This is a genomic window from Haliscomenobacter sp., assembly GCF_965225875.1.
Classification (GTDB): Bacteria; Bacteroidota; Bacteroidia; order Chitinophagales; family Saprospiraceae; genus Haliscomenobacter.
In genome coordinates this window covers 1,526,344-1,548,446 of sequence record NZ_CBDDBS010000003.1, presented here as the reverse complement: position 1 = coordinate 1,548,446, position 22,103 = coordinate 1,526,344, and the positions used below count along the sequence as shown (strand labels likewise).

The 22,103-nt window shown below is 46.9% G+C and carries 18 protein-coding genes and 1 tRNA gene; 5 read left to right on the top strand and 14 right to left on the bottom strand.

Translation table 11 applies throughout. From position 1 onward, the window contains the following. Positions 1–33: 33 nt before the first annotated feature. The 8 genes from ACO08K_RS26535 to ACO08K_RS26500 all read right to left on the bottom strand — a co-directional run bounded on the left by ACO08K_RS26535 (position 34) and on the right by ACO08K_RS26500 (position 7,747). On the bottom strand, positions 34–978 hold the full coding sequence (locus tag ACO08K_RS26535) for a cbb3-type cytochrome c oxidase N-terminal domain-containing protein (protein WP_421799514.1): 945 nt from the start codon (positions 976–978) through the stop codon (positions 34–36). Beyond that, positions 965–1,168, bottom strand: a complete 204-nt coding sequence (locus ACO08K_RS26530) for a hypothetical protein (protein ID WP_421799513.1) — start codon at positions 1,166–1,168, stop codon at positions 965–967. The genes ACO08K_RS26535 and ACO08K_RS26530 overlap by 14 nt, the downstream gene beginning before the upstream one ends. Before the next feature lie 112 nt (positions 1,169–1,280). Beyond that, positions 1,281–3,416, bottom strand: coding sequence for a cytochrome-c oxidase, cbb3-type subunit I (ccoN, locus tag ACO08K_RS26525; RefSeq protein ID WP_421799512.1), 2,136 nt, complete (start codon positions 3,414–3,416; stop codon positions 1,281–1,283). Between the two features lie 13 nt (positions 3,417–3,429). Next, positions 3,430–3,591 (bottom strand): cbb3-type cytochrome oxidase assembly protein CcoS, encoded by a 162-nt coding sequence (gene ccoS / locus ACO08K_RS26520; RefSeq protein ID WP_320033081.1) that lies wholly within the window; start codon positions 3,589–3,591, stop codon positions 3,430–3,432. A gap of 225 nt (positions 3,592–3,816) precedes the next feature. Then, positions 3,817–4,671 (bottom strand): dienelactone hydrolase family protein, encoded by an 855-nt coding sequence (locus ACO08K_RS26515; RefSeq protein ID WP_421799511.1) that lies wholly within the window; start codon positions 4,669–4,671, stop codon positions 3,817–3,819. A 95-nt stretch (positions 4,672–4,766) separates the two neighbouring features. Further along, the gene (locus ACO08K_RS26510; protein ID WP_421799510.1) at positions 4,767–5,543 is read right to left on the bottom strand and encodes a hypothetical protein; all 777 of its coding nucleotides are present in this window, start codon (positions 5,541–5,543) and stop codon (positions 4,767–4,769) included. A 3-nt stretch (positions 5,544–5,546) separates the two neighbouring features. Next, on the bottom strand, positions 5,547–6,158 hold the full coding sequence (locus tag ACO08K_RS26505) for a DUF6915 family protein (RefSeq protein ID WP_421799509.1): 612 nt from the start codon (positions 6,156–6,158) through the stop codon (positions 5,547–5,549). A 77-nt stretch (positions 6,159–6,235) separates the two neighbouring features. Next, positions 6,236–7,747, bottom strand: coding sequence for a BCCT family transporter (locus tag ACO08K_RS26500; protein WP_421799508.1), 1,512 nt, complete (start codon positions 7,745–7,747; stop codon positions 6,236–6,238). Positions 7,748–7,840: 93 nt separating this feature from the next. Between ACO08K_RS26500 and ACO08K_RS26495 the strand changes: the two genes are divergently transcribed. Both ACO08K_RS26495 and ACO08K_RS26490 read left to right on the top strand, forming a co-directional pair. After that, entirely contained in the window at positions 7,841–8,668 is an 828-nt protein-coding gene (locus ACO08K_RS26495) for an MBL fold metallo-hydrolase (RefSeq protein WP_421799507.1), read from the top strand. Positions 8,669–8,674: 6 nt separating this feature from the next. Beyond that, positions 8,675–9,538 carry a fructosamine kinase family protein gene (locus ACO08K_RS26490; protein ID WP_421799506.1) on the top strand — a complete coding sequence of 288 codons (864 nt, stop codon included), beginning with the start codon at positions 8,675–8,677 and terminating at the stop codon, positions 9,536–9,538. A 391-nt stretch (positions 9,539–9,929) separates the two neighbouring features. Here ACO08K_RS26490 and ACO08K_RS26485 read toward each other — a convergent pair. From ACO08K_RS26485 to ACO08K_RS26475, 3 genes are all read right to left on the bottom strand, one after another. Next, a tRNA-Asn gene (locus ACO08K_RS26485) sits at positions 9,930–10,001 on the bottom strand. Positions 10,002–10,332: 331 nt separating this feature from the next. Beyond that, positions 10,333–11,073, bottom strand: a complete 741-nt coding sequence (locus ACO08K_RS26480) for a LytR/AlgR family response regulator transcription factor (protein ID WP_421799505.1) — start codon at positions 11,071–11,073, stop codon at positions 10,333–10,335. Then, positions 11,070–12,167 carry a sensor histidine kinase gene (locus ACO08K_RS26475; RefSeq protein WP_421799504.1) on the bottom strand — a complete coding sequence of 366 codons (1,098 nt, stop codon included), beginning with the start codon at positions 12,165–12,167 and terminating at the stop codon, positions 11,070–11,072. The genes ACO08K_RS26480 and ACO08K_RS26475 overlap by 4 nt, the downstream gene beginning before the upstream one ends. 252 nt (positions 12,168–12,419) lie before the next feature. Between ACO08K_RS26475 and ACO08K_RS26470 the strand changes: the two genes are divergently transcribed. Further along, complete coding sequence (locus ACO08K_RS26470; protein ID WP_421799503.1) at positions 12,420–12,857, top strand: nuclear transport factor 2 family protein; 438 nt, start codon at positions 12,420–12,422, stop codon at positions 12,855–12,857. Between the two features lie 245 nt (positions 12,858–13,102). Next, a complete protein-coding gene (locus ACO08K_RS26465; RefSeq protein ID WP_421799502.1) occupies positions 13,103–13,945 on the top strand; it encodes a universal stress protein in 843 nt (280 codons plus the stop codon). A gap of 93 nt (positions 13,946–14,038) precedes the next feature. Here the strand turns inward: ACO08K_RS26465 and ggt are convergent, their stop codons facing one another. Further along, on the bottom strand, positions 14,039–15,778 hold the full coding sequence (gene ggt, locus ACO08K_RS26460; protein WP_421799501.1) for a gamma-glutamyltransferase: 1,740 nt from the start codon (positions 15,776–15,778) through the stop codon (positions 14,039–14,041). A 441-nt stretch (positions 15,779–16,219) separates the two neighbouring features. Between ggt and ACO08K_RS26455 the strand changes: the two genes are divergently transcribed. After that, positions 16,220–18,916, top strand: coding sequence for an outer membrane beta-barrel family protein (locus ACO08K_RS26455; RefSeq protein WP_421799500.1), 2,697 nt, complete (start codon positions 16,220–16,222; stop codon positions 18,914–18,916). A gap of 232 nt (positions 18,917–19,148) precedes the next feature. Here ACO08K_RS26455 and ACO08K_RS26450 read toward each other — a convergent pair whose 3' ends face one another. Together ACO08K_RS26450 and purB are read right to left on the bottom strand one after the other, a co-directional pair. Next, positions 19,149–20,531, bottom strand: coding sequence for an alpha-L-fucosidase (locus ACO08K_RS26450; RefSeq protein WP_421799499.1), 1,383 nt, complete (start codon positions 20,529–20,531; stop codon positions 19,149–19,151). A 153-nt stretch (positions 20,532–20,684) separates the two neighbouring features. Further along, complete coding sequence (gene purB, locus ACO08K_RS26445; protein ID WP_421799498.1) at positions 20,685–22,016, bottom strand: adenylosuccinate lyase; 1,332 nt, start codon at positions 22,014–22,016, stop codon at positions 20,685–20,687. Between the last annotated feature and the right edge of the window lie 87 nt (positions 22,017–22,103).

Sequence of the window (22,103 nt, the reverse complement as noted above, 5' to 3'; positions counted from 1 at the left end):
TCGAACCTTGGAGCCCTGGAGCCTTGAAACTAGTTAATTTACTGCGGTAGTATCCGCTGGAGCTTCTTCACCTTCAGCAATGTATTTTGTGCCTTGTGGTGCTTTGCCGTTTGGTGGATTGGTACCTTGAAGCGTTAGGATATAACTGCTTACCTTCAGGATATCCGCTGGTTTGAGTTGTGCACTCCAGGCGATCATCCCTTTTTCAGGCACCCCATTTTTTACAGTTTTGAATACATTGGTGATACCGCCACCGTGGATCCAGAACTCGTCGGTCAGGTTTGGACCTACCCCGCCTTCACCTTTAGCGCCGTGGCAAGCCACACAGTTGGTGCTAAAAATGGTTTGACCAATGGACAAATCTTTGGCATCCGCACTGGCTTCGAGGTTATCTTCATCAATGTTGTTGGCTTGCGTAGCAGCAAAGGCAGCTTTGGCTTGCTCGGCCACCTTCATTTCCGCATTGTATTCATCGGACTGGCTGGGGCCTCCCAAAACGTGGTAATAAGCCAAGAATACTACCCCCAGGAAAATGGTGATGTAAAACATGGCTACCCACCAGGGTGGCAGGCTGTTGTCCAATTCCCGGATGCCATCGTAGTTGTGATCCAGCATTACACTGTCCTCTTTTTCTACGGGCACCACATTGGTCCAGGCTTTGTATTGGCGTTTCCACCAAGGCTCCTGGTTGGTTTTTTCAACCTTCTCAAGATAGGCTTCTACACCTTGTTCCTGATAGATTTTGATCTGTTGCACCTTGATCATCATGCTGAGCAAGTGAAACAGGGCCAACACTGCCCCTAACATGGTCAAGCCAGCAAAAAAGATCAGGCCGTTGGCCAAAAGTGAGTTGTAGGTCTCATTGCTGGCCGGAGTAGCCGCCCCTGCGGCACCTGCCCCTTGGGCAAAAACCAGGGAAGAGGAAAGCAAAGCCAGGAGGGTGATGACCAATTGTTTTTTGAGCTTATTTTTCTTCATGGCGAATGTCAGTTTCCGATGTTTGAAGATAGGAATCGTCCAGAGGAAGATTCGACATTTTATTGAGGTATCCGAGCGGGCTGCGGAAAGCCATAATGGCACTCACCAAAAAAACCGTGACGAAGGTGATTAGGGCAGAGATGGCCATCCAGTTGATGCTTCCAGCGCTTTCGAGAATGTATTTGTACATGGTTGAGGAGTTGAGGGGTTGAGAAGTTGAGGAGTTGAGGAGTTGAGAATTGCACAACGTCTTGGACGAGGACTATTCTCAACTTCTAAACTCCTCAACTTCTCAACTTGATTTAGTTGGTTACCTGTGGTTTTGGTTTAATGTCCGTACCCAATCTTTGCAGGTAGGCAATCAAAGCCACGATATCGCGTTTTTCCAGTTTATCGTCTTCGACTCCATCTTTGCGCAATCGTTCAGCAACTTCACTGGCTTGTTTTTTCAAATCAGCAACTGCCTGATCTTCGTAACCTTCTGGGTATGGGGTACCCAACATGGTCAACACCTTGATCTTTTTAGGCATAGTGCCCAGGTCCATCTCATCGCGCAGCAACCAGGGGTAAGCTGGCATAATCGAACCAGGTGACATACTTTGTGGATCCACCATGTGGTTGTAGTGCCAGCTGTCCGGGTATTTGCCACCTTCGCGGTGTAAGTCCGGACCAGTCCGTTTGGAACCCCAAAGGAAAGGACGGTCATAGATAAACTCACCAGATTTGGAGTACTCGCCATAACGCTCAGTTTCAGAGCGGAATGGACGCACCATTTGTGAGTGACAACCCAAACAGCCTTCACGGATGTACAAATCGCGGCCGTGTAATTCCAGTGGTGTATAGGGTTTTACAGAAGCAATTTTTGGTATATTGGATTCAATCATCACCATTGGAGAAATCTCGATGATCCCACCGATCAAGATTGCAATCGCACTACCAATCAACATTTGCATAGGCCGGCGTTCGATCCAGCGGTGCCAGTGTTCGCCTTTATGAGTACCATCGGTAGCTACTCTGGCCGGAGCTTCGGCTGCTTCATCACCAATGAATGATCCCTGGCGGATGGTTGCAATCAGGTTGTAAACCATCACCAGTGTACCTGCAAAGTATAAGGTACCACCCAATGCCCGGATGTAATACATCGGCATGATTTGGGTTACCGTTTCGAGGAAGTTACCGTATTTCAGGAAGCCATCAGGGGTAAATTCTTTCCACATCAAGCTTTGTGCCCAGCCTGCCCAATACAATGGAATGGCGTAGAAAGCGATACCCAAGGTGCCAATCCAGAAGTGGGCGTTGGCCAGTTTGCCAGAATACAGTTGTGTATTGAACAGGCGAGGGATCAACCAGTACAGGATACCAAAGGTCAGGAAGCCGTTCCAGCCCAGGGTGCCAATGTGTACGTGACCAATGGTCCAGTCCGTAAAGTGACTGATGGCGTTGACAGATTTGATCGAGAGCATGGGCCCTTCAAAGGTTGCCATACCGTAAGCCGTAATGGCTACTACCATGAATTTCAAAACTGGATCTTGGCGTACCCGGTCCCAGGCACCACGCAGGGTCAACAAACCGTTCAGCATACCACCCCAGGAAGGTGCAATCAGCATCACCGAGAATACCGAACCTAATGATTGAGCCCAATCAGGCAAAGAGGTATACAACAAGTGGTGAGGACCAGCCCAGATGTAGATGAAGATCAATGCCCAGAAGTGGATGATCGACAAGCGGTAGGAATACACTGGCCGGTTGGCTGCTTTAGGCAAGAAATAGTACATCAATCCTAGGTAAGGTGTGGTCAAGAAGAATGCCACCGCGTTGTGGCCATACCACCACTGCACCAATGCATCTTGTACACCAGCAAAGATGTTGTAACTCTTGGTTGCCGAAACCGGAATTTCGATGTTGTTGCCAATGTGTAACACGGTTACCGTAATCCAGGTGGCAATATAAAACCAGATGGCTACATACATGTGGTTTTCACGGCGTTTGAGAATGGTTCCAAACATGTTGATCCCAAAGACCACCCAAACCAGCGCAATCGCGATATCGATTGGCCATTCCAGTTCGGCGTATTCTTTGGCACTGGTGATCCCCAGCGGTAAGGTCAGTGCGGCCATCACGATGATGGACTGCCAGCCCCAGAAGTGGATGTTACTCAGTGCATTACTGAACATGCGGGTTTTGAGCAAACGTTGTAGGGAATAATAAACCCCCATGTAAATGCCGTTTCCAACAAAAGCAAAGATTGCTGCATTGGTATGCAAAGGGCGGATTCTACCGAAGGTGGTATACGGAATGCCTAGGTTTAATTCAGGCCAAATCAGTTGAAAAGCTGCAATAAGGCCCACCAGCATCCCGACAACAGCCCAAAGCATGGTCGCGTACGCAAATTTGCGCACGATAGCATTGTCGTAGTAAAAGGTCTCTACTTGTGCCATCAGGTTTGTGATTTTAAAGTTTTGTGTCAGTTGGTTTGTCGTCGTCGAGGAGCATGCGGATCGACGGAGTATAATCGTCATCGTATTGTCCACCTTTGACGGCCCAGAAGAAAGCGCCTAAAAAGCCCAGGGCTAGGATAAGGCTGATCAGAATGAGCAAAAAAATGACTGTCATACCATTGTCAATTTGTTGATGCAAGGTAGGCAGGGCAAAAGCTAGGGCTGGATGACAGGGGTCAGGGGTGAGAGTGATTTTTGTCAGTGGAGAACTGAAAAATGGGTGGAGAAGGGGACGGTCGGGCGACTGTCGGCCTTTTTTAGGAAAAACTGAATACATTAAAGACAATAGGCTTTTTGGGGTCCCCAAAAAGCCTATTCTTAACCTGTTATGTAAATGGTTTTATTTTAAATGCTTCTCAAAAAAGGCCAAAGTCCGACTCCATGCCAGTTTAGCAGCTTCCGCATTGTAACGAGCGGTAGAAGTATCATTATGGAAGGCGTGGTTTACCCCTTCATATACATATTGTTCGTACACAATTTTGTTGGCTTTTAAGGCTTCTTCGTAAGCAGCCATTCCTGCGTTGATGCGCTCATCCAAAGCGCCGTAGTGCAACTGCACCGCAGCCTTGATTTTGGGCACCTCGGCTGCTTCGGGTTGACGGCCATAAAAGGCTACGGCTGCACCTAGGGCGGGCACCTTTGTCGCCAGGGTGTTGGCCATGGCGCCTCCCCAACAAAAACCAACGCAACCGATCTTGCCATTCCAGTCTTCCCGTGCAGGCAGGGAATCGATGCAACGCATGAAATTTTCGAGGTTGTCTTCGGCTTTAAGGGTGGTGAAAAGTTGCCTTGCTTCATCTTCGGTAATTTCGGGTTTGGTCAGGAGTGGTGCCAGGGCATTGGGGGCAATGGCCAGATAACCTGCCAGTGCTGCCCGCCGGGCTACATCTTCAATATGTGCGTTGAGTCCGCGGTTTTCGTGGATGACGATGATGGCGGGGTATTTTTTCTTCTTTTCCGGCCGGGCTACGTAGGCTTTCATTTCGCCCTGGGCACCGGGATAGGTGATGTATTCGGTAAACAATTCCCCTTCGGTAGTGACCTTGGCCGTTTGATAATCCGATTCCAGGAAGGGCAATACGGACATGGCTGCGGCAGTACTACCCGTCAGCATCACCAATTGCTGCATAAATTCCTTGCGGGTAAGCGGCTTGTGGGTGTATTCGTCGTAAAGGTTGATGATGCGTTGATCCATGGTGCAGGTGGTTATTTGATTGATTTTAAAAACCAAGTAATAAAAATAACTTAGCTTTCCAAAGTTAGCTTTTTTTATTAAACTCAAACAGCTTTTCAGGTTTGTTCATAAACCCAATGGCTGATCGACTCGACTTCTTCAAGCTCAATCTTTTTTATTTCAAAAACTTTTTTTCTAAGCATTTCATTTAGTGCCTGTGCTTCTCTGTCAGGAAGATATTGAATGGTTAATTGTTTTTTTTCACCGTCGTAATTCATACAGGAAGAATTTTCAATTAATGATCTAAGAATGGAAGGGGTTTCTGAAAGTTCTTCTAAATTTCCATGAATTTCCAAGAGGTAAAAAATCTGAGCAAGCTTTTGGGTAGCGACTTCCAAAGCATTTTCAATTGAATTGAAAAACAGGGGCGCATCTAAATAGTCTACCCACCCTGGTTTAGCAAAATACTGCTCATGCTTCCAAATTCCCCAAAAAAAAGGCTTACCTTGAAATTCTGCGAGTTCATAAAATTTTATTTTCCCAATTTCTCTGATGTCCAATATGTCTTCATCTTTTAAATTTTTAGGCAAATAAGTTCCCCGTTCACAATAAGCACCATATTGCGATGTTTTTACAATTTCTTTTCCAAATCTTTTTTGGAAATATTGGTTGAACACATTTGCTGTCATATCACCTCGACGACCACATCCTGAAAATTGTTCAAGGTCAGATAAATCAAATTTTTCAAAAGCAGCCCGCTCTAATTGAATAAGTGCTTTTTTGGCTTCTTCTTCATTTGAAAAAACTTGTTTCACTCCACCTAATGTATGGAATCGAAGGCATTCATCATCATATAGATAAGCGATTTGGCGGATCACAAAAGACTTCTCCATTATTTAAAAGGTTTTAATTTGATTGAGTTTATTTGCACTTGGAGGGAAGGTCGTACCATTGTCCATCCATAGCTCAAAGCGCATAGCTTGGAAAATCTCATGAGCCGAGATTTCAAAGTCAAGCAGCTGGATTTCAATAGGTTGGATTTTGGGTAAAATGTAGTTCAAAAACCAGCTGTTATGAGTTAAGAGCAAGGCTTTCAACTGGCCAGTGAGGTGCAAAGGAGAAAGTAATATGTCTTTTACTTGTTTGCTACTGGCATACTTTTGATGCAAAGTTTCAATTTTTTGCTTCCAATCGTCAATCTCTCGTTCCTCAATACAAGCCACAAAATCGGCGAGTGTAGGGATGAATTTGTTTTTAAAATCTGGCAAAATATGATCCCTTTCGCATAAGTCTTTAACGTTGATCAATTTTCCATCTGAGTTGCTAATTACTTCCCCAAAAATCGGGTTAATGACTCGGAAAATCCCCCAATGGGTGTGTAAAATTCGATGCCGATTGTCACTGCAAACTTCCTTGGTACAATCCATAAACTGATGGATAGGGTAGTAGTCTTCAATTTTTCCACCCCAGTTTTTTACTGAAATCTCAGCATGTTTATATGGGTTCATTTTAGCTTGGGTAAAAGTTTTGAGATAAAAACCTTCGCAAGGTAAAACTTATTTTTGTAAAATAAAACTATTTGTTTTTATATTTCCAAATACTTCCCCGGCTTCAACAAAATCTTCACCAGCCCCAGCGCCACCGCCAACACCAAAAACAACGCCGGAAATCCACCCAAGGTCGAGGCCATTTTTATCCCATCAATCCCCGCATTGGCGATCATCACCCAAGCGATCAAACCCACTAAACTTCCCCACACGATTTTGATCCAAATAGGCGCCTCCGGACTTTCTGGGGAGATGCCCGTACTTGACAAACTGCTCATGGCCGAGGTATTGGCGTCCGCTCCTGCAACGTAGGACAAAAAGGCGGTGCTCAAAAAAGCCAATCCCGTCAATTGAGCCAGCGGTAACTGATCTAAAACCGCGTAAATCACCCCCTCGGGACCTTGTTTTTGCAGGGTGCTGTATAAATTGGCAGTATGACCCACAAAGTCCATGTACACCGCGCTGCCACTAAAAATGAGCATCCAAACGATGGAGAACAAGGAAGGAAGTACCAGATTGTAATTGATAAAATCCCGCACCGTGTAGCCGATCGCCACCCGGCCCAGAAATAAGGCCGTTACTGGCGTCCAGGCCAACCAATTGGCCCAATAAAATACCGTCCAGCTATCGGCCCAGGATTTGTCAACCCCAAGACTCAAGCTGCGAGGGAAAAAGGTTCGGGCATAATCTGCCATACTTTCCGCACCATAAGCAAACAAAAAGCGGGTAGGCCCAAAAAACAAAACAAACAAGGCCAGGACAAAAAACGCATAAGTATTGATGTTGGACAAAATGCGAATTCCGTTGAATAAGCCGGTTATGGCCGAAACAATGAAGGAAAACACAATCACCAAAGCGATCAGAAACAACAAAGTTGGACTGTCCTGGATACCAAAAAAGCGCTCCATCCCACCTGCAACCGTCAGAATTCCCGCGCCCAGTGAAGCAGCCATACCTGCCACCAAACTGTACAAACACACCGCATCAATGGTATGGCTCCAGACTCCCGGTTTGCGGGCACCAATCAGCGGGTACAACATAGAACCCAAACTAAAGGGCTGCTTCAGGTTGTAATACGCAATGGCAAACATCAATCCCGCCACCGTGTATATACTATAAGGTGTGAAGGTCCAATGTAGGAACATGGTCGAAAGGGCAAAGCGAGCCGCTTCCGGGCTTTCGGCTTTTACCCCAATTCCTCCAGGTGGGGTATGTAAGTGGTACAAAGGTTCCGCAGTGGCCCAAAACAGAATGCCGATCGCAATCGTAGTACACAAAGTGATGCTGAACCACTGCCAGCGCGTGAGCATGGGCTGAGCGTCTTTGCCTCCAATTTTTACTTTGGCCAGTGGCGAAAAATAAATCCAGATGCAGAGCAAAAAAAAGAACAAGGTGCCACTGGAGAACAACCAGCCAAAATGGTACAAAATCCAGTCGTTGGCAGCTTTCACTTTGACCAAAAAATCGGCAGGATCGTAAAGGCTATAAATGGTGGAAGCAAGCAACAAAAGAGCAGGTGGCAAAAAAACGGGCAATTTGATCTTGGGCATGGTATTGCTTTGAGCTCAAATTTGAACAAAAAACTGCAAAGCATAGCAGAATTCCTGCTTTATTTACATCTTGAAAATCCAATCCAGGACACCATGAAACTCATACCGATCAATTCCGGTTATTTAAAACTTGATGGAGGTGCCATGTTTGGCGTAGTGCCCAAACGTATGTGGCAAAAGTTGAACGAGCCCGACGAAAACAACCTCTGCACCTGGGCCATGCGCTGCTTGTTGATTGATACAGGTACACGCAAAATTTTGGTAGACACCGGGATTGGCGACAAGCAGGACGCCCGCTTTCGTTCCCATTTTACGCCTTGGGGTCAGGAGCGCTTTTTGCAAAACCTGGCCGCTGAAGGATATCGCCCCGAGGACATCACCGATGTGCTACTTACCCACCTCCATTTTGACCATGTGGGCGGTGCCATTCAACTGGATGCCAAAGGCAATCCTGAGCCCACTTTTCCAAAAGCACGTTATTGGTCAAACCCACTTCACTTGGCTTGGGCCCTGAATCCCAATGCCCGCGAAGCGGCTTCGTTTCTGAAGGAAAACATTCAACCTCTGCGCGATTTGGGCCTGCTGGAAATGATTGACCCCAGTGATAAGGATGTGGAATGGTTACCCGGGATTCGGCTACGCTTTGTCTATGGGCATACTGAGGCGATGATGTTGCCAATTATCGATACCCCGAATGGTACCGTGATGTATTGTGCCGATTTGATTCCTTCGCGTTGGCATGTGCGGATGCCCTATATTATGGCTTACGATTTGCGGCCTTTGGACACCATGAAAGAGAAGGAACGTTTGTTGAATGAGGCGGCGGATGGGGCTTTTGCGCTATATTTTGAACATGACCCAAGTCTGGAACAGGGTAGGGTGGGGCGGGATAGTGCTGGCAATTTTTCATTGATTCAATAGAAAAATATGCTGCCCAAATCGCTGCAAAGTCATTTACAAGAAATTGGCATTACTATACAAAACAGCCAACCCATATCTGGCGGTGATATCAATCATGCAGCCTTGCTCGATTGTGTCGATCAAAGGCAATTTTTTGTCAAATTCAATAACACTAAGGTCGCTTCTGAAATGTTGAGTACAGAGGCAAAAGGACTTCAGGTTTTACAAGCAGCGCAGGCAATTCGTATCCCTAAGATCATCACGCAAGGTCAAACTCCCGATGGGATTGCTTTTTTGCTGCTGGAATACATTCAATCGGGGTCTCGGCGATCTACTTTTTGGCAACAATTTGGTGCCTCCCTGGCTGCATTGCACCGCAATACTTCCCCTCAATTCGGTTTGGACCATTCCAATTTTATCGGCTCTTTGCCCCAAAGCAATCAGTGGCGGGACACTTGGGCTCTTTTTTATGCTGAAGAAAGACTTTTGCCTCAAATGCAACTGGCCAGAACTGCAAAACTGCTAGACTCAAACGATGAAAAAAGGCTCCACTCGCTCTGCCAGCAATTGCATTCCATCTGCCCAACCGAAGCTCCATCCTTGATCCACGGCGATTTGTGGAGTGGGAATTTTTTGTGTGATGCAAGGGGAGGACCTGTTTTGATCGACCCAGCGGTGGCTTATGCCCATCGGGAAATGGATCTGGCTATGTCCCGCTTATTTGGTGGGTTTGATGCAGTTTTTTATCGTGCCTACGATGAGGCTTGGCCTTTAGAACCCGGCTTTGAGCAGCGAATGGAAATTTATCAATTGTATTATTTGCTGGTTCATGTCAACCTATTTGGGCGAAGCTATGTACCAGCGGTGCGCAGTGTACTGCAGCAGTTTTAGAATGATAAATCACACTACTGGATATTTTTGTTTATCAGACGCGGAGGACATGAATAGCCCCTGGCTTTAGCCTGGGGTTGGCGTAATGCCCCCCGATCTGGGCTTTAGCCCAATATTCATAAGGTGTTTAAAGAGTGGGGCTAAAGCCCAAAGAGAGCGATTACCGTAATCCCCAGGCTGAAGCCTGGGGCTATTCAATCGCCTTGCAGGCTGAAGCCTGGAGGTTTTAAATTGTCAGATCTTTGGAGTCTTGGAAATAAACGATCTTTTGTAGCTACCAGCTTTTCTCAATTTCTGGCTCATTTAGGAACGCTTTCTTTTAAAAATTTCATAAGCCAGGGGCTATTCATGTCCTCCGAGCAAAATGTCCAGCCGCATGGTGGTAAATAAGCTGGTCCGATAGGATTTGAACCTACAACCCTTGCTTTAACAAAGCACCGCTCTACCATTGAGCTACAGACCAGTATGATAATTGTTGTAATAAAAGTGGAAGTCGTGGGAATCGAACCCACCACACGCTGCGTGCAAAGCAGTGTCGCCAAGCCTTGGTACATTCACCCCCATACTGATTGAAGTGGAACCGGAGGGAGTCGAACCCTCAACCCACTGGTTAAAAGCCAGCTACTCTACCTGTTGAGCTACGGAACCGGAGACTAATTGAGATTGGTGGAAGTCTTCCGGCGTTTTCGTTGAGATGCAATCATGGTCGTTTAGTTTGTTGATTGAATTGTTGTTTTCTAAGGATATGGTCTTAACCAGCGCTTTTAGGCTAAAGTTCCAGGATCGTCATTTTTTTACAAAAAATTCCGATTCCGCTCCATCCAGGCCGCCCGATACAACCTTCCCACTGGCAGTTTTTGCTCCTGAATCTCCACTTCCGTGGCGTTGAAAGCCTGCACGTGTTGCAAATTGACGATGAAAGAGCGATGAATGCGGAAAAAACGATGGGCGGGCAGGGTGCTCTCCAGGCCCGAAATCGATTGTTTGGTGATGATGCTTTCTCCCTTTGTAGTAGCGATTCTCACGTAATCTTTTAAACTTTCGATGTATGAAATTTCGTGCAAAAACACTTTGATCATGCGCCGATCGGCGCGAAAATAAAGAAAGGGAGCCTGTCCGGGACTGGCCTCAGCATCTTCGCTGGCTGGTAAGGGAACATGCCGGAATGCCTTTTGAATGGCCCGCAGGAAACGGTCAAAAGCAATGGGTTTGAGCAAATAATCCACTACATCCAATTCGTAAGCCTCGGCCGCATGCTCGCGGAAGGCGGTGGTGAAAATAACCTTTGGCGGTTGTTGCAACGAGCGCAACAACTCCAGACCACTCACTTTGGGCATTTGGACATCCAGGAAAAGTAAGTCGACCTCCTGTTGTTGCAAAAACTGAAACGCAGCCAGGGCATTTGGGCATTCCCCTTTCAATTCCAGCATGTCCAGGGCTTCCACGTGTCGGCGGAGCACCACCCGGGCCTGGGGCTCATCGTCTACGATCAGGCAACGGAAGCTGGGAGAACTTTGGTGCTCAGGCTGCGTCATGTGTTGAGGGGAATTTCAAGGGTGACGGAAAAAGAATCCTCCGAATCGGCAATTTTGAGTTGGTGGCGTTCCGGGTACAACATTTCCAGGCGTTTGCGCGCATTGCTCAAACCGATTCCACAGCCATTGGTCGCTTCAATTTGTTCAGGTTTGCTATTGGCAATCCAACAATGGAGGCTGTTTTCGCGAATCTGGATATCGATATTGATCCAACCACCTTCTACCGCGTTGGCCAGGCCATGTTTAAAGCTATTCTCAACAAAGGGCAACAAAATCAGAGGTGCAATTTGTTTGCCCTGTGCTTTGCCTTGGACCGAATACCCCAATTCCAGGCGATCGGCACAACGGATTTGTTCCAATAAAACATAACTGTGCAAGTGTTCAAGCTCCTTATCCAGCGGAACCTGTGGTGCGGCACTTTCGTGCAACATGTAACGCAACAAGCCCGACAGCCGAATCACCACATCTCCAGCCTGGAGTTTGTCGCCGTCCATGATCAGGCCATAGATGTTGTTTAGGTTGTTGAATAAAAAATGGGGATGGAGTTGCAGGCGCAGCATTTCGAGTTCAGTTTCCAGTTGCCGCTGTTGCAGTTGCAGGTTGATTTCTCTTTCGCGCAGGTTTTGTTTGAGCAGCCGAATAGCCGCGGCCAAACCACTGGTGGCACTGCCGTGTTTGAGCAAATTGGTGAAGGCAAAAAAATAAGCCATCCATCCTTCATTGAAGGGCCGCCCCAGGCTTTGTTTCCAGGGGTTGATCCAATGTAGGGCAATCTGGGTTTCAATGGCCACACAAACGGCAGCCAATACAACTGCTCCCAACACCAACAACAACCACTGCCCCTGAGGATAGGTGCGCGGGATGATGCCGTATTGTAATCCGTACATAAACAGGGCAATAACCAGCATATTGGGTGCCATGTCGATGGCGGCAATCCAGTAACTGCGGTTGATGCCCCACCAAACGTTTGGATCTTCCAGGGCATACTTGGTGCCGTAGATCAGGGCCAGAAGGAACCACCAAAACAACCAATACAGTAGGTGGCGACTCAGGCGATAAGTCCAGCGAGGTGAAAAAACCAATGCTTCTAACATCTTCTACTCATTGTAGTGGGGCAAAATGAACATTTATTTTTTTATCGCCCATTCAGTTCTTAAAGATGCCACTTTCGATGGCTATTCCGTGGGCTTTGGCGACATAAAACGCTTTTTTTTCGCTCAATGCAACAATTGCTGCCGCTTTTCTAGGAATATGAACATCTAAACGCAAAAAGGGCAACTCAAGCTACTTTACCCTCCCGCAATTGTAGAGGGCAGTTTCTTTGCAGCAACCAATACAAATAGCATATGCAAACCAAACTGTTATTATTGACCTTGTGTTTATCCTTTTCCATCGCTCAGCTCAGCGCCCAAACGGATACCAAAGACCTCGAAGCTGTAGAAAAGACCCTCCGCGCCTACATGGATGGAGCTACCCTGGGCGATTCCACCTTGTTCGCCTCGGCTTTCCATCCCGATGGGCAAATGACTTTTATGCGGGATGGGAAAATGAACGTGGTTCCCCTGCGGGAGTTTATGACGCGTACCAAAAATGGCCAAAAGGGGGATCGCAAAAACCGCATCGTAAGCATTCAAATTCAAGGTACTTCAGCTCAGGCACGGCTGGAGGTGGAAACTCCTGAGGTGGTTTTTCACGATTTTATGAGTTTGTTAAAAACACCGGAGGGCTGGAAGATTGTAAGTAAAGTATTTCACCGGGAAGACAAAAAGAAAAGTGGTTCCTGATTCTTGTCAACCTCCTAAGGTGCTCTAAGGTGCCTAAGGTGGTTCAATAAAAACTCTTGTGCGCAAGCGCGAAGAGCACATTTTTTTCACCACCTTAGGCACCTTAGAGCACCTTAGGGGTTCACCTTAGAAAAGATATAGGGGTATTTAAAAGAGGTGACAAAAATCACCTTTTGTACCCCCTGAAGATCAACGCAAGCAGCTCCCCATGACCCTTACCTTTGAACTAGAAAATCAAAGCAGCCATGAAAAAGATTCTAGTTCCTACCGACTTCTCCGAAAACGCGCGTCAGGCGTTGGATGTAGCGGTTAAAATCGCCAAAAAAACGGACGCTGAGATCGTTCTGTTGCACGTAAATGAACAAGTAGGTGCCGCATTGCCAGTATCCGAATACTACTATACTTACGACCGGGCTATTGAGGAAAAATACCTCAATATGGTACATGAAAACCTGGAAAGGATGTTGGACGAGGTAGCCACCAGTTTGGGTGCCGACAACATCCGTACTGCGGTCATTGGTGGCCCATTCACGACCATCATTACTGACCTGGTGCAAACTGAAGGCATAGACTTGATTGTGATGGGTACCAAAGGGGCTAGTGGACTCAAAGAGTTCTTTGTGGGCTCCAACACTGAAAAAATTGTCCGTACGGCCAAATGTCCCGTGCTGACTGTACACGACGATAAGATCTCAGAATTTAGAAACATAGTGGTGCCTACCACCCTCGAAACCGACCAGAAAAAAATGTTCGAAGGTCTGCGGGAATGGGAAGCCGTCTTTGGGGGTAAATTCTATCTTTTGTACATCAACAATCCCGGAGCATATCGGGGCGATCACGACATCGAAGCAAGGGAAAAACAGTTGCTGGAAGCTACTGGCTTGAAAGATGTCGAAATTTACAAAACGGAAACTTTTACACTCAACGAAGAACAAGTGATTTTCGACTTTGCTAAAGAACGGAACGCCGATCTCATCGTGATGGGAACACATCAACGCCGCGGCTTGGCCCACATTTTGCTGGGCAGTTTGACCGAGGATACCATCAACCACGCTGCAATTCCAGTGCTGGCGATTCCATTGAAGTAAAGTTGTTCGTTGAGTAGGCGCTTAGCGCCAGAAACACGAAAGCCTCTCTGACTTGTGCGGAGGGGCTTTCGTGTTTTATATCAGATTCAAATTTCAATACCCCTTCGCGTCATCATCCGGATTCCTTGGATCACCCGCCCCCTGCAATTTCCCATTGGGCAAACGCAAAATTGCTTTCACTACTGCCATATAATTCACCTCGCGCAATTTATGGCCCAATTGCTCCAGTTCCTTGCGCAGTTCCGGGGTTAAGGCCGCTTTTTCCACCCAAATTTCGTCGGGCAACCATTGGTTGTGGAAACGACCCGCTTTAATGGCCTCATCGATCGGTAGTCCAAACTCCATCACATTCATCATCACTTGAAAGACGGCGGTGATGATGGTGGAGCCACCCGGTGCACCAATCACCAAAAACAATTGTCCATCCTTTTCAACAATGGTGGGTGACATGGCACTCAACATTCGTTTATTGGGTTGAATCGAGTTGGCTTCACTGCCTACCAGTCCAAATTGATTGGGTACACCCGCTTTGGCACTGAAATCGTCCATTTCATTGTTGAGCAAAAAGCCGGCACCGTGCACCATCACCTTGTTGCCAAAATTGGAGTTCAAAGTGGTCGTAACTGCTACCGCATTGCCTTCTGCGTCTACAACGGAAGTGTGTTCGGTTTCAAAACTTTCCTTGCTAATGCTGCGAAAATCTCCCGCCAAAATATCCTTACTGAGGGTAGCTTTGGTGGGATTGAAATTGGCCATACGCTGACGCAGGTATTTGTCATTCAACAATGAGTCTTGCGGTACCTTAAAAAAGTCGGGGTCGCCCATGTACTGAGCCCGGTCCGCATATACTCGGCGTTCCGCCTCTGCCATCAGGTGTACCGCGTTGAGGGATTGGAAGCCCCACTCAGCCAAAGGGAAACGTTCCATCATTTTCATCAACTGCAAAATGATTATACCGCCACTAGAGGGAGGAGGCATGGATACAATATGGTAATTTTTGTAATTGGCATCCACAGGTTCCCGCCAGCGGGCGTCATAATTTTTTAGGTCATCCAGCGAAATAAGTCCATTTCCCCGGGCCATCTCTGCTACGATGTAATTGGCGGTTTGACCCTTGTAAAAACCAGCCTTCCCTTTTTTCTGGATGCGTTCCAGGGTGGCTGCTAAATTGGGTTGGATCAATAAATCACCCAGTTTCCAGGGTTCAGCTTTGACCAAAGCATTGTCTTCGGCATTGTATTTTTTGAAATTGGCTTGGTTGCCATTGAGGCGATCTACTTCGCCTTGGGTAATGGCGTACCCTTTTTTTGCCAAATCGATGGCAGGTTGAATCAGGGTCTTGAAAGGCAATTTCCCGTATTTTTTATGCGCAGCAATCATTCCTGCCACCGTGCCCGGTACGCCAGCTGCCAGATGCCCTTCAGTGCTAAGGCGTGGTACCACGTTGCCGAGGCTGTCGAGGTACATGTCGCGGCCAGCTTTGGCGGGGGCTTTTTCGCGGTAATCGAGGGCATTGAACTTGCCGTCTTTGGTGCGCAATACCATCAAACCACCTCCACCAATGTTTCCCGCACGGGGATATACCACGGCGATCGCAAACTGTACGGCGATGGCAGCATCTACCGCATTCCCCCCTAGTTTCAAAATATCCAGTCCAACTTGTGATGCAATGGGATGCGGGGCAACTACCATCGCCCGATCGGCAATGGTACTTTTACTGATGGAATAAACCCCAGGCTGCTCTACCTTTTGAGCATACCCTTTTTGTGGTAAAATGGCGTAAAAAAGCAGGGAAAAAAGAAAAAATGAAAAAAAAGTAAAGCTTGGTTTCATTTTGGCACGATTATTTAAACAGTGAAAAGCGTAGGGCGAATAGCGAAAAGTAAAGCGAAATGGTAAGCTTGAATGCTGGATTTCTTTTACAAATTGCCTTTGGCTATTCCTACAACAACCGTTCAAAGATAAAAAAAGTCAAGAAAATGTTTTTTGACGCCAGGACAAACCAGTTATCTCTGAGAATAAAGTGATAATGACTTGCTTCTCGCTTTTCACTTTTCGCTTTCAATGATAACTGATTAATGGGTTTAGTTACTGGCTTTATGTGAAGGCGCCTCCCCAATGCTAGGAGTGGGGGAGGCGCATCTTTTTTTAAGCATATGGAATATAATTCTGAATAAATGTATATTTTACAACAAAAATCAAGCGGTCCTTTCGTTTCACTGCAACACTTTAATTCCAATCTTTGTCTTTGAAGCCATTAGACTTAACTTGTACATGAAGTATACCTATTGCTTGCTGCTCTTTCTGCTCGTTACTACGGTGTCCGAGATTCAAGCCCAGACCCGGATTTTTGGTAAAATCATCGATTCAGCTTCTCAAATTCTACCTCGCGCCACTACCGCTTTGTATGTTGTTCAGGATTCCTCCTTGTTTGGGTATGATTTGAGTGATGATGCAGGATTGGTTGAATTGTCTGGGGTTAGACCGGGTTTGTATCGGCTGCAAATCAGCTATTTGGGCTTTGAAACCTGGGAGCAAATCCTGACCATCGAAAAAGGAACCCGCGAAATCAACCTGGGTGATATTCAGCTCAAAACCAAACAAAACCTTCTGCAAACCACCGAGATCACCGCCAACCGTATCCCCATCACGGTGCGTGGTGATACCCTGGAACTGAGTGCCAGTTTGGTCAAAGTACAGCCCCACGACGCGGTGGAAGATATGCTCAAAAAAATGCCCGGCATGGAACTCGACCAGGATGGTACGCTCAAAGCTCAAGGCGAAGACATCAAAAAAATCATGGTGGATGGCAAGGAGTTTTTTGGCACCGACATCAAAATGGCCCTCAAGGTTTTGCCAGCTGACGCAGTAGCCAAAATTCAAATCATCGATAAAAAATCCGATAAGGCTGAATTTTCCGGGATCGACGATGGACAAAGGGAAAAAATCCTCAACATCAAAACCAAACCCGATCGGCAAAAGGCCAATTTTGGCAAATCAACCCTTGGCGTAGGTCCTCCAAAACAATTTGATGCAGTGGGTACCTTGAATAAATTTTCCCCCAAACGCCGCCTAACCGGTACTTTTTCGGCCAACAACGTTAACCGAAATGGCAACAACGACGTGTCGGAACGGGGCTTAACAGAATCTACCGCCTTGCCTTCGGGAGGGATCAACACGAATGTGAATACGGGTTTGAATTTTTCCCAGGAACTGCCCCGCAAATGGCAGATTTATGGCAATTACCGTTTGAATTTGTCGGATCGGAATGTTGATCGGATCGCTAGAGTGGAGCGTTATCTGGCCAACCAAACCATTATCAATCAGGACACCAGTCAAAGCGACAACTTTAGCCTTAATCAAAATCTGAATATGACCTTTGAATCCGATCGGAGGGATACCCTGTGGGGCTTTCGATTGGTTGGGGGCATGTCTATGCGCAATGGCAACAATGTTTATGACTTTCAATCCCTCGCCAGTGACCTATCGACCGGGCCTCGGAATACCAGTATGCGGACCAATCGGGGTGAAAGCGAAAACCTGGGCGGTAACCTCGAATTCACTTTTCGCAAACGTTTGGGTAAAAAAGGCCGCAACCTGAACCTCGACCTAGACTGGGATACCAACGACAACCAGAATTTATCCTCCAATCAATCGCGCAACTTCTTTTTTGCCACCGCCACCGCCGCTGAACGTGAAGTATTGATCCATCAAGAACGCAATACAGGGAATGATGCTGAAAACTGGAGTGCACAAATTTCTTTTTCGGAGCCTTTGAGCAAACGATTTTCGCTCCACACCACCTATAATTACCGCGCTTCGGTTAACAACGACAAACGCCTGGTGTCGGATGTGCAGGATTCGGGGCAATTGGTGCTCAATGAGTTGCAAAGCAATCATCTATTGAGCGATGTTTTTCAGCACATTACCACTTTAGGGGTGCAGGCAGATTACAAAAAACTGGACTTTGGGGGCCGGGTACGTTGGGAAAACACCTTCCTGAAGGGCGGTTTGTTTTTGCAGGAAGCGGCAGTGAATCGACGCTACGATTATTTGTTGCCTTCCTTTAACTTGACCTACCGCCCCAAACAATCCAAAACGATCAACTTTGACTTGAACCAAAGTTTGAACTTGCCCAGCATCCGGCAATTGCAACCCGTACAGGAAGTTACCGACGCCCTGCGTTATTACATTGGCAACCCTACACTTACACCGGAATTGCGTTACAATGGCTCCTTGCGGTACAATTTATTCGATTCAAAAAGAGGTACTACTTTCCTTTTTAGCATAAATGGCACTTTGACTACCGATAAAATCCAAACGGTCCAGGAGGTAGATGAACAATTGGTAACCAAATCTACACCTCAAAACGTCAGCAACGACTATTCTACCAGCAGCAACGTTTATTATGTATTTCCCGTAAAAGCCTGGGGGATTCGTTTCAGTCTGGGCACGGATCATGGTTTTGGCCGCAATTTGACTTTTATCAACCGTTTACAAAATACCACCTACTCCCGCCGCCATGGGGGCAGTTTGTCGATTACCAATCAGAAACAAAAAAAATGGGAGTGGTCGATCAGCAGCAGAATGAATTTTACGGCGAATACTTATTCCACCAATGCCGAATTGAACCGCAACTTTTTACAAAGCACCTTTGGTTCTTACTTTCGCCGACCTTTCGCTAAGGAAAAATACAGCGTCGAATCGCAGTTCAATTACATTGTTTACAGTGGTTTGGGTGATGGATTCCAACGCAGTTTGCCGATTTGGAATGCCTCATTTAGTGCTTATGTATTGGAGGGCAAAAAAGGTCAGTTGCGCCTATCTGCTTACGACTTGCTGGGCCGCAATCAAGGGGTGAGCCGGAATGCTCAATTGAATACCCTGGTGGATGAGCAGGTGAATGCGCTGTCGCGTTACGTGATGTTGAGTTTTTCGTATTTGGTGCGGAATGGCGGAAAGAAGAAATAAGCTCTAACCGCTTTCACGCCTTCGGCGTGATTGAGAAAAATTAGCCACAAAGGCACGAAGGCACGAAGGCACGAAGGCACAAAGCTGGATAAACCGAAAATGGTCTACTTGGCGGCTTTGTGTCTTTGTGCCTTTGTGGCTAAAAATGATTTCGCCGCAGGCGAAATAAAATCCGCCTTAATCCGTGTCATCCGTTCTCCTATTGTTGTCGCTTTGGTTTGTGTAATTAGAATCAATTCACTCCTTCCAAAACATAAGTCCACGCATAATCACAAGGAATTGTATTCGGATTCAATTGTGGAGCGATGATTTGCAAAACGTTGTTTTTGTAAGTGAACTTCACCGGCCCATCATAACCCAACAAACGAACCGATTTTGGTTTGGCCACATTATCTACTTGTAGTTGCTCCGCCCATTTCCGCTGAATGACGTACAAATTTTGCCCTTTTTGGGTGAAATACACTTGCGAATCCTTGTTGTAAACAGGCGCTTTTGCCCATTTTCGTGTACCATAAATGGCCTCACCATTGACCTTCAGCCAGGCGCCTATTTCGGCTAAACGCTCTTGCATGATCACGGGAATCTGGCCATCGGCACTTGGGCCGATGTTGAGCAACAGATTCCCACCACGGGCAACAATATCAATCAATTGATGCACCAACTGTTTGCCACTTTGGTACATGTGTAAGTTCTCATTGCGGTTGTAACCAAAGGACTCGCCCATACCCCGGCATTCTTCCCAGGGGCGCACAAACCCCTTGGTCGTTTCTTTGTTGTCCGTACCACCATGACCATATTCAGAGGTAGCAAAACTACCATGCGCCCCCTTGGTGTCATTGCCCCAGCGGTCGTTGACTACCACCCGGTCTTTCACGGCTGATTCGTTGAATAACCAGGCGAGGAAAGTTTCGCTTTGCCAGGTTTTGGCGGGATGATCCCATTCTCCATCGGTCCAAAGTACGTCGGGTTCGTAACGGGTGACCAGGTCTTTCATTTGGGGCAGCATCCGTTCGGCCACATATTTGTTGACATCGGCTTTGTATACCGGATTGAACCATTCGTACAAGGAATAATAAAAGCCCATCCGCAGGTTGCGCGCTTTCACTGCTTTGGACAAGTCCCCCGCCAGGTCGCGATGTGGACCCACATCTACCGCATTCCAGTTCCAGGACTGGGCGCTAGGCCATAGGGTAAAACCTTCGTGGTGTTTGGAGGTCAGCACTACGTATTTTGCTCCAGCGTCTTCGAATGTTTTTGCCCAGTCTTCAGGTTTGTAGAGCTCTGCCTTGAAGTGTTGTACAAAATCCTGATAGGAGGCATTCCCGTAGTTCTTGCGGTGAAATTCCAGGAATTCGGGATGGATTTTTAGATTGGTGGCAAACAAACGTTGCCAGTACCATTCTGAATACCCGCTGCCAAAACCATCAGCATTGGAGGTGGTGGCCCAGGCTGGGACAGAAAATACGCCCCAGTGGATAAAGATGCCAAACTTGGCGTCTTGAAACCAGGCGGGTGTTTGGCGTTGGTCGAGGCTGGCCCAATTGGGGGCGTATGTTTGGGCTTGCAGGGAGATAAAGCTTAAAAAAAGAAAGGCTATGACAATAGGTGCTTTCATGGTTTTTATTGGATTTTTAGTGGTAGGATTTCTTAGGTGCCTCTTAGGTGGCTAAGGTTTCTTAGGTGGTGAAATTAATACCTTGCTTCGCAAGGCTTTTTCTTTTTCACCACCTAAGAAACCTTAGGCACTTAAGAAACACCTAAGTAAGTTTTACCTGCCAGTATAATTCCAGGGGGTAATGTTCCGCAATTCAAATTTGATCGCCTGACTCACTTCCAAGGTATCGATGAAAGCATGAATGTCTTCCGCAGCAATTTTGGCCTTGCCCCGGGTGAGTGCTTTCAGTGCCTCGTAAGGTTCTGGATACGCTTCCCGGCGCAAGATCGTTTGAATCGCTTCAGCCACCACCATCCAGTTGTCCTCCAGGTCCTGGCGCAATTGGGCTTCATTGAGCACCAATTTACTCAAACCCTTGCGGATGGATTGGAAAGCAATTAGGATATGTGCAAAAGGTACCCCGAGGTTGCGCAGCACTGTGCTATCCGTCAAATCCCGCTGCAAACGGGAAATCGGCAATTTTTCGGCCAAATGTGCCAAAACTGCATTGGCCAGCCCCAGGTTGCCTTCCGCATTTTCAAAATCAATGGGGTTGACCTTATGCGGCATGGCAGATGAACCCACTTCGCCAGCCACCACCCTTTGTTTGAAATACTCCATCGAGATATAAGTCCAAATATCCCGGCACAGGTCAATCAAAATGGTGTTGATGCGCATGAGGGCCTGGCACTGGGCCGCAAGGTTATCGTAATGTTCAATTTGGGTGGTAGGCTCTGAGCGCTCCAGGCCCAAATCATCGTGCAAAAAAGCCCAAGCGAATTGTTGCCAGTCAATGTTGGGGTAGGCTACATAATGGGCGTTGAAATTGCCAGTTGCACCACCAAATTTGGCACTGTGGGGAATGGTTTTCAATAGCTCCAGTTGTTGATCCAAACGAGCTACAAAAACCTGGATTTCTTTGCCCAGGCGGGTAGGGGAGGCTGGCTGTCCATGGGTTCGAGCCAGCATGGCAATGTCAGCCCAGGTATCGGCCATGGTTGCCAGCTCATTGCGGACCTTTTCTAAACCAGGATAATATTCCTGCTCCAGTGCATGCCGGGTGGAAAGTGGAATGGCCGTATTGTTGACGTCCTGTGAGGTTAGACCAAAATGGATGAACTCCTTGTAGCGTTGCAAGCCGAGTTCGTCAAATTTTTCTTTCAAAAAATACTCAACTGCTTTTACATCGTGGTTGGTGATGCGCTCGATGTCTTTAATGCGTTGTGCATCTTCCAGCGTCATTTGATTGCTGATGCGAATCAAATCGGCCACTTTTTCTTCAGGAAAACTGGCCAATTGAGGCAAAGGATAGCGTACCAGGGCAATAAAATATTCCACTTCAACCAATACGCGGTATCGAATCAGCGCGTATTCGGAGAAATAATTGCTCAGGGCGGCAGTTTTATCGGCGTAGCGGCCGTCGATGGGAGAGATTGCGGTTAGCACGATTGTGAAATTATGAGTGATGAGTGATGAATGATGAATTGGAGCCTGAGTAATGTTTTAATGCCGGATTAGAATCCCATTAAATTC